4 protein-coding genes are annotated in these 9,359 nt (G+C 59.8%); 3 read left to right on the top strand and 1 reads right to left on the bottom strand.

Features of this window, described 5'->3' with window-relative positions:
• The first annotated feature begins 99 nt into the window (after nucleotides 1-99).
• Together JUK32_RS15460 and JUK32_RS15455 are read left to right on the top strand one after the other, a co-directional pair.
• Nucleotides 100-456: a HEAT repeat domain-containing protein gene (locus JUK32_RS15460; RefSeq protein ID WP_204139766.1), complete on the top strand. Its 357-nt coding sequence runs from the start codon at nucleotides 100-102 to the stop codon at nucleotides 454-456.
• A gap of 130 nt (nucleotides 457-586) precedes the next feature.
• On the top strand, nucleotides 587-1,606 hold the full coding sequence (locus JUK32_RS15455; RefSeq protein ID WP_204139765.1) for a hypothetical protein: 1,020 nt from the start codon (nucleotides 587-589) through the stop codon (nucleotides 1,604-1,606).
• Between the two features lie 383 nt (nucleotides 1,607-1,989).
• Here the strand turns inward: JUK32_RS15455 and JUK32_RS15450 are convergent, their stop codons facing one another.
• Complete coding sequence (locus JUK32_RS15450; RefSeq protein WP_204139764.1) at nucleotides 1,990-6,666, bottom strand: glutamate synthase-related protein; 4,677 nt, start codon at nucleotides 6,664-6,666, stop codon at nucleotides 1,990-1,992.
• Between the two features lie 605 nt (nucleotides 6,667-7,271).
• On the opposite strand from JUK32_RS15450, the gene JUK32_RS15445 reads away from it, so the two are divergent.
• Entirely contained in the window at nucleotides 7,272-9,005 is a 1,734-nt protein-coding gene (locus tag JUK32_RS15445; protein WP_204139763.1) for a phosphodiester glycosidase family protein, read from the top strand.
• The last annotated feature ends 354 nt before the right edge of the window (nucleotides 9,006-9,359 follow it).

The following is a 9,359-nucleotide window of genomic DNA, read 5'->3' as shown; positions in this document are numbered from 1 at the left end:
TCAACCTACCAGTATCGAGAGTTGAGCGGAGTCGAAACTCGGTTCATGGGGATCTTTTTTGCGCGCAAGTCCCTAAGGTGCTGAAGCCCACCGTGAGTCATGGCGAAGTCTCGAAAATTAGCAGCGCTGACGGCGCAGTTGGACGCGATCCGGGCCGACCCGACCTCGGCGGCGGGGGTAATGGCTCTGGTATTGGGCGAGTCGCGGCTCCCCGAGGCATTCCCCGTGCTGCGGGACTGGTGGCAGCGCACCACCCATCAGGAACTGCGGCAAACGGGCTTGTTGGCGATCGCCCTGCTGCGCCGGGAGGAGGCGATCCAGTGGTTGCTGCAACTGCTCGCCGCCGCCCCCCAACGAGAGGCCGCAGGCGCTTTAGAGGCCTTGGGCCTGTACCAGAACGACCCGACGCTCTGGGCGCAGGTGAGATCGCGCCTAGCCAGTCGGCCAGAGTTGTAGCCCCAGGCGGCAACCGCGCAATTTCACCCCCTCTAACGCGGGCAAATGAGTCGTGCTCAGGAGGGCAGAATCACCCCTCGCCCGTTCAGTGGTACATTAAACTCTAATTTTCTGTTACCCCCATCAGCCCATGAAAATTGTGAGCCAAACGACGACGGAACTGCGGCTACAAAGTTCAGTTAATCGTCAACGGTTGGTGCTCCCCGCCGTCATGTTAGGGGTCGTCGTCGTGGGCCTCGGCATTGCCGTCGTGGCGGGGGCGGTCAATATTCCCCTGTTATTGATTTTGGGACTCGTCGGAGGCTTAGGGGGCACGATACTCAATGATGAGTGCAAGTCGGAAGTGCTGACGCTGGATCGGGGGACGGATCAGATTCAGTGCGATCGCAAAACTCTCTGGGGCACCCAGCAGTGGCAGTGGCCGTTGTCCACATTGCAGGATGTCAGCGTCGTCACCCGCCAACGTCGCCGCAAAAAAGCCAATGGCAATCAGGGCACCCAATGGTTCTATAGCATCCAGTTTGTGGCTCAAGGTCAGGCCCCTCAAGAGTTGCTGTACTCCCACGACGGCGATCGCGTTAATGCCACCTACCGGACCATTCATGATTTTCTAAAAGCGACCCAGGCGCAAACTCACTTGCCCAGCGGTCGGGGCACTGGGCTGAACATCACGTCAGACTACGAACGCTGGCGTCAGACGATGTTTACTCGATCGCCCGAACAGGCCGGTGGCGTCAGCGCTGAGCGCGATCGCGTCTATGGTGTTCTGATGGATGTGGGCATGGTGGACTCGTCCACATCACAACTGTGGGCGATCTCCATGAGTGCCTGGCTCAGTGGTGAGGCTGATTTTTTCCCGACACCGGGGGGGGCGGTCATTGGCCTCGGGAGTGAACCGCAGGTGGCAGAAGCGGCCCAGACGATTCTTCAACTCGCTCAGACGGCGCGAGCTGACGCCTCTCGTTTGCCTGATCAGGCTCTCCCCGATCAACCCGACTTAGTCCAGTTTTGGCTATTCACCCCCGGCGGTGTGTATGGGGTCGCGGATATGCTCCAACGCCTGCGAGTCCCCTCAAATGCCTGGGGGCAAATGTTCCAGCAGTTTAGCCTGATTCGCCAGGTGGCCGAGCAGCAATTAGAGCAACGGTAGAGCCGCCAGAATGCTGACCGCGCTCCGCATCGCCTCCATTTCCCAACTACGCCGGGGGCCAGCCCAAGCCCGGCCATGGCTGCTGGCATGATGGCTAGGCCAGCCAAACGGGCCTCGGCAACGCGATCGCGTCACTCCCCATGAGCAGACTGACAACGTGATTTCGACGAAACGATACCGATGCTCGCCAACGACTCTGCACCAGACAATTCCTCACGTATTCATTCGGGTTTGAAGCCTTTCTCCCTTTGGGAGAGAGGTTTGGAGAGAGGGCAAAACGAGTCTGTCGAACTGACGTACTGACAAAAGGGGACGATTCCCGGCTGGCTCAGCCGTATTAGCAGGGAACCGTCCCCTCGCGGGGCTATGGTCAAAGCCATTCCCTAGACGGAACTCAGCACTTTGTCTTCAGCGACGGCATCGGGGTTCGTCAGCGGGGTAGCCGCCTCAGAGGGGGGCACCACCTGCCAGAACTGCGGCAGATACGTCTCCCAATCCGCGAGAATCTTGGCGGCTTTGGCACTGCCCGTCCGCTCGGCGTGAGCCGCGATCATGGCCTTGAGCTGCTCGGCTCCCGCCTCGGTAATCACCCGCTGCACCTTCACAATTTCCGGGTTGACCCGCGTGGGGAAGGTGCCCACTTCATCCAGGAAGTAGGCGAGGCCGCCGGTCATGCCCGCGCCGACGTTGCGCCCGACGTGGCCCAAGACGACAACAACGCCCCCGGTCATGTACTCACAGCAGTGGTCGCCCGCGCCTTCGATGACCGCTTGGCCGAGGGAGTTGCGGACGGCAAAACGTTCGCCCGCGATGCCCTGGGCATACAGCGTGCCACCAGTGGAACCGTACAAGCAAGTGTTGCCGAGAATTACGTTAACCGACGGATCGTAGGTGATGCCAGGGAACGGCTTGATCACGATGTCGCCGCCGTGCATCCCTTTGCCCACGTAGTCGTTGGCTTCGCCAATCAGGGTCAGGGTCATGCCGGGCAGGTTGAACGCGCCGAAGCTTTGGCCGACGCTGCCTTCGAAGGTCAGGTCGAGATGGCCCTCAAAGCCACTGTTGCCGTACTGCTCCGCGATCGCCCCCGATACCCTCGCGCCGACGGTGCGATCGGTGTTGCTCACCTTAAAGGTTTTCTGCCCGGTGCCGTGGTTCGCGATCGCCGCTTGGATGTCGGCATCCGCCAGCATCTTGTCATCCAGCACGGGGCCGTTGCTGTGGATGCCGACATGCTCCAGCCAGGTGCGGTCGGTAGACACATCAGGCAGATCCAGCAGGGTCGCCAGCGTCAGCGAGTCTGTTTTGGTCAGCTTCACGCCGTCGCGGGGCTGGAGCAGGTCGGTGCGGCCAATGATCTCGTTCAACGAGCGGAAACCCAGACGAGCCAGCAGCGATCGCACTTCTTCCGCCACAAAGTAGAAGAAGTTGACCACATGCTCGGGAATGCCGGTGAAGCGCTTCCGGAGTTCTTCCTTCTGGGTGGCGACGCCGACGGGGCAGTTGTTGGTGTGGCAGACCCGCGCCATGATGCAGCCTTCCGCAATCATCGCGATGGAGCCAAAGCCGTACTCTTCGGCTCCCATCAGGGCTCCCATGATCACATCCCAGCCAGTTTTCAGGCCACCGTCAACGCGCAGGAGAACGCGATCGCGCAGTTGGTTCGCCATCAGCACCTTATGGACTTCGGTCAGGCCCAGTTCCCAGGGCAGTCCGGCGTGCTTGATAGAGCTGAGGGGAGACGCGCCCGTGCCACCATCGTGGCCGGAAATCTGAATCACGTCGGCGTTGGCTTTGGCGACCCCGGCCGCAATGGTGCCGATGCCGATTTCTGCCACCAGCTTCACCGAGACGCCCGCTTTGGGGTTGACCTGGTGCAGGTCAAAGATCAGCTGAGCTAGGTCTTCAATGGAGTAGATGTCGTGGTGGGGCGGCGGCGAGATCAGCGGCACCCCAGGCTTCGATCGCCGCAGCATGGCAATGTAGGGGCTGACCTTTTTGCCAGGAAGCTGACCGCCTTCACCCGGCTTGGCTCCCTGAGCCATCTTGATTTCGATTTGCTTGGCGTGCATCAGGTACTCGGGCGTCACCCCAAAGCGACCCGACGCCACCTGCTTGATGGCGGAGCTGGCGGTGTCCCCGTCCCGCAGTCCTTTTAGGTTGGGATACAGCGCTGACCGCCCTTCCCCATCCACATTTTTCAGCACTTTGAAGCGCTTGGGATCTTCGCCCCCCTCGCCGGAGTTGGACTTGCCACCAATGCGATTCATGGCGATCGCCAATACCTCGTGGGCCTCTTGGGATAGCGCGCCCAGAGACATGCCCCCCGTGCAAAACCGCTCCATAATGCTGGCGGCGGATTGCACCTCGTCAAGGGGAACGGGAGTGCGATCGCTCGTCAGATCCAGCAGATCCCGCAGCGCCGTGGGAGTGCGCCCTTCGAGCTGCGCTTTGTAGACCTCGTAGTGGTCATATTCTTTGGACTCCAGCGCCTTGTGTAGCGCCTTGGTCAGGGCCGGGGTATTCATGTGGTACTCGCCCTTGGGCATCGCTTTCACGAAGCCCATGTTCTCCAACCGCTTGCCGCTGAGTTCCGGGAAGGCTTTTTGATGGAAGATATTGGTTTCCTGGGCCAGATCCGCCAGGGTCAGGCCACCGAGGCGGGAAGTAGTACCCCGAAAGGCGGTTTCCAGCAAGTCCGCGCCAATGCCGACGGCTTCAAAAATCTGTGCCCCCTGGTAGCTGGTAATCAGTGAGATCCCCATTTTAGAGAGAATCTTTAACAGGCCATTCTCCACCGCTTTGCGGTAGTTGGCCTGAGCCCCATTCAGCGTCACCCGCTCGATTTTGCCGGTTTCCATCAGCTTTTGGGTGCGGCTGTCGTGCCACCAGTGACGCACGGATTCCAGGGCCAGGTAGGGACAGACCGCACTCGCGCCATAGCCCACCAGGCAGGCGAAGTGATGAGTGCTCCAGCATTGGGCGGTATCCACCACGATGGAGGCTTTCATGCGGAGCCCCTCACGAATCAGGTGGTGGTGGACGGCTCCAGTGGCGACCAAGGGGGGAATGTAGGTGCTATCTGCCGTCAGGGTGCAGGGGTGGCCGTCGGCATCCACGCGATCGCTGAGCACGATGATTTCACTCCCCGCTTTTACCGCCGCATCCACGCGATCGCACAGCGCCTCAATTGCCTGCTTCAGCCCATCCGGGCCATCGCTGACGGTATACAGGGTTGAAATCGTGGCAGTCGGGAAGCTCGACTCTCGCACCTGATCTAACTCAATTTCGTTCAGTACTGGAGATTCCAGCTTCAGCAGCCGCGCGTACTCGGCATGTTCCTCCAGCAGGTTGCCGCGCTGGCCGAGTTGGGTTTCCAGGGACATCACCAACCGTTCCCGCAGGGGATCGATGGGCGGATTCGTCACCTGGGCAAACCGTTGTTTGAAGTAGTCGTACAGCAGGTGGGCCTTGGTCGAGAGCACCGCCAGGGGAATGTCATCACCCATGCAGTAGGTGGGTTCTTTGCCCTGGGCCGCCATGTCTTGAATGATCATTTCCACGTCTTCGGCGGTGTAGCCAAAGGCCGTTTGCTGCTGCAACAGTGTGGCACTCTCCAGCGTCGCGTCCTCGGCAAAGAGTTGGGGCTGAATGGCTTGGCGATACTGGGCCAACCACTCGCCGTAGGGCTGTTGGGCGGCGATGCGCTGCTTGATATCCCAGTTTTTGAGAATTTCGTGGGTCTCAAAGTCCACGGCAATCATTTGACCAGGGCCGAGGCGACCTTTTTCCACAATGCTCTCGATGGGCACGTCCACCACACCCGCCTCGGAGGAGACGATGATCAGCCCGTCGGAAGTGACGATGTAGCGGGCTGGACGCAACCCGTTGCGATCGAGCGCCGCCGCAACCTGCTTGCCGTCGCCAAAGGCAATCAGCGCCGGGCCATCCCAGGGCTCTTGCAGACCGCTATGGAAATCGTAGAAGTCGGTGATTTCTGGATGCGATTCGAGATCGGGCTGGTTGCGGTAGGCTTCCGGCACCATGATCATCAGCGCCTCCAACGGGCTGCGGCCCGATCGCACCAACAATTCCATCACGGCGTCCAGGTTGGCGGAATCGCTATTGTCCATGTTGACAATGGGCAGCAGTTCTTCGATGTGGCCTTTCCAGATGGGGTTGGCGAGGTCGGCTTCCCGCGCCTTCATCCAGTTAATGTTGCCGACGAGGGTATTGATTTCGCCGTTGTGACCCACCAGGCGCATCGGGTGGGCTAGGGGCCACTTGGGCATGGTGTTGGTGCTAAAGCGGCGGTGGTAAATGGCGAAAGGACTGACGTAATCGGGATTCTGCAAATCCAGATAAAACTGGCCCAGCACCTCTGATCGCACCATGCCCTTGTAGACGATGGTGCGGCACGAGAAGGAGCAGGTGTAGGTGTCTTTGAGCGCGGCGGCGATCGCCCCATCCCCTTGCCAACTCACTTGAGTCCGATGGATGCGGCGGCGCAGGCGAAATAGCTCTCGCTCTAACTCGTCCCCGCTGGCGTGGTCACACTGCACAAAGAATTGCTCAATCCGAGGCTGGTTTTGCTTGGCCAGCATGCCCAACACCGCTGGCTTGACGGGCACGGCTCGCCAGCCCAGCACGGTAAAGCCTTCGGCCTGGGCCGCCGTCTCAAAAATTTCTCGGGCGATCGTCGCCGCGTCTGCTGCTAACGGCAAAAAGACCATCGCCACCCCGGTTTTTTCCGGGGTTAGCGTCGCGTCTAGGCCTTGAGTCTGGGCCCAACCTTGCAGCAATGCCCACGGAACCGCTGTCATCACCCCCGCCCCATCGCCCGAATCGCGATCGGCACAGCACCCGCCCCGATGTTCCATGCAGCCCAAGGCATTCAGCGCCTGCTGCACCAGCTTAAAACTGGGGCGACCCTGCTGATCCGCAACAAACCCGACGCCACACGCGTCTCGTTCTTCAACGATGGCCCGCGGTCCCCACTGGAGCATGGTGTTGGTCTGATGTTGGTTGGACGGGTGTTGGTTCAACGGTATATTCCCCATGAGACGGCTCAAAAATGTGATGTCAACGAAAGTAGTCGCCTCAAGCGACTCGGCGCTAACCGGCCCTAGCTGATGCGATTGATCACTATCTAGATCAACTGCTCGCAGTGGGGGCTGGTCACCTCGGCAGGCTTGCCAGAAGTCGCCTGAAATCAGGAGTTTGCAACTGGCCTACAGGCGCTCAGTCCACTTATAAAACATTCCTCCGGCATCGAGTGATACCACTGCTCGCTCAGACGGAGGCCGCAGTCAAATCAATTCAGGGCGTCAAGAGCTATTTTTATCACGACCCTGGACCGATGATTATACTGCCTATTTTTGCATGATGCAGAGCCTGGCTGAGGCCCATCCTCTAACCCCCATCATGAGTGAAAAATAGGGGTGGCAATTGGAATTGAGTGTTTCAGTCTTAAGGGAAAACGGATCGATTTGCTGTGCGAAAGATTACGCTTTTGAGGAACCCCCTGGGGCGATCGCCGACCGGAACCCAAAGGAAAGTGAGCATGCCGATGACAATGCCTGGAAAAACGTCTTGGAAAGAGCCTGGCCCTTGGCTGAGCTCGATACTGGGGGTGAGTCTCCTGAGCCTGCCTTTGGGCCTGGTTATGGCGATCGAAGCGGCCCCGATCGCCCTGTCCGCTGAACAGAATCAAGCCGCACCGAAACTGGTGCCGGCAGTGGCGCAGGTGCCGATCCAGGCCCAAGGCACCAGCGTCACCCTGGGCAGCAGCACCGTCCCCATCCCCTGGGAGCAACGGGGCGATCGCATTGGCCTGGCGGATCTGCCCCTGATGAGCCATCTGGGTCTGGATCTGCAAAACAGTACCACCTCAGACCAGCAGCCCCTGATCTGGTTTTCGGATGACGCCGACTTTGTGCCCACCTGGTTCAGTCAGGGCTACCGCTATCTCGATTTGACGGCATGGGCAGCGCAACGCGGCTGGCATCTGGTGCCCGATGGCAACAATTTGCGCATTCAAGGCCCGTCAGGCACGGTAATGGCGGGACGACGCGGGAAACAAACCTGGGGCGATCGCCTCGTGCTGGATGTGGATCGTCCCGTGTTGTGGAGCTTCGACGAAGACGCCACGGCGTTCACGCTGACGATTCAGGCCCAGGCAGGTCAGGACTTTAAGCCAGAGGCCCTGACTACCGGGGACGGCAACCAACTCAACTCCCTAACCGTCACCACGAGCGGGGGACAGATCCAAATTCGCGGCACCTTTGAGGCCACATCGCGCCCGCGAGTGTGGAGCTTGCCCAACCCCAACCGCATCGTCATTGACATCAGTCAAGCCGATGTCATTCCCCGCGAAATTCGCTGGGCACCGGGGGTGTTGTGGAAACAGCAGTATTTGAGCGTGGGCGATCGCCGCTTCCCCGTGCATCAAATCTGGCTGAGCCTGAGCGACAGCACCCAACTAGAGCCGATCTGGAGCAGTCCCAACCAGCTGCCCGGCATCACGCCGCTGAAAACGATGGCCGCGACTAACCAGGCTTATGTCGCCATCAACGCCGGATTTTTTAACCGCAACAATCAGCTGCCCTTGGGGGCCATTCGCAGAGATAACCAGTGGATTTCGGGGCCAATTTTGGGTCGCGGCGCGATCGCGTGGAATGCCCAGCGCCAGTTCACCCTCAGTCGTCTGGCCCTGGCCCATACCCTCACCACCCAGCAGGGGCAGTCCTTCACGGTGAATCATGTCAACAGCGGCTATGTGCAAGCGGGCATTGGCCTCTACACCGCCGCCTGGGGGCGGGCCTACACTCCCATCACCGATGGCGAAATCGTGGTCACCGTGAATGGCAACCAGATCGTCCAACAGACACCTGCCAGTGCGGCCGGTACGGGAGCCTACGCGATTCCGCCCCAGGGGTATTTGCTCGTATTGCGCTCCTTCCGTTCTGCGGCCCAAGCCTTACCCGTGGGCACCACCATCGCCCTCACGCCCGACCTGCGCCCCCCCAACTTTGGCAATTTCCCCATGGCGATCGGCGGTGGCCCCATCCTGGTTCAGAATGGGCAGATCGTCGCGAATGCTCAAGCCGAAGGGTTCAGTGCGGCCTTTGCGGCCCAAACGGCCCCGAGGAGCGCGATCGGCGTCACGCCGGACGGCAACCTGGTACTCGTCGCCATCCACTTTAGTCCCGGGGGGCGCGGCCCCACCTTGCGAGAAGCGGCGCAAATCATGCAACAACTAGGCGCGATCGACGCCCTCAATCTGGATGGCGGCAACTCTACCAGCCTGTATCTCGGTGGCACGATTATCAACCGCCACGGCAGCACCGTGGGCCGCGTGCACAATGGCTTAGGCGTCTTTTTGGCCGCCCCAGAATGAGCGCAGCAATTTTCAATATGCCTGGGCAGAAGCAAGAGACACCGCTCAGGCTGAGCTCGTCGAAGTCGGCTTGTCCTTCGATAAGCTCAGGACGAACGAATGACTAATTTTTTCAACATGAGAATTGCTGGAATATGCCTAGGCAGAAGCAAGAAACACCGCTCAGGCTGAGCTGGTCGAAGTCGGCTTGTCCTTCGATAAGCTCAGAACGAACAAATGACCAATTTTTTCAACATGAGAATTGCTGGCATGAGCACTGCTTAGGGATCTGCAACTCAATAAAGTACCCGTTCAATCCGGTTTCGACTTCGCTCAACCTACCAGTATCGAGAGTTGAGCGGAGTCGAAACTCAG

The organism is Halomicronema sp. CCY15110 (assembly GCF_016888165.1).
In the GTDB taxonomy this organism is placed as follows: Bacteria; Cyanobacteriota; Cyanobacteriia; order Phormidesmidales; family Phormidesmidaceae; genus Halomicronema.
The sequence above is the reverse complement of the archived record's forward strand: the minus strand, read 5'-3'. Positions and strand labels throughout refer to the sequence as shown.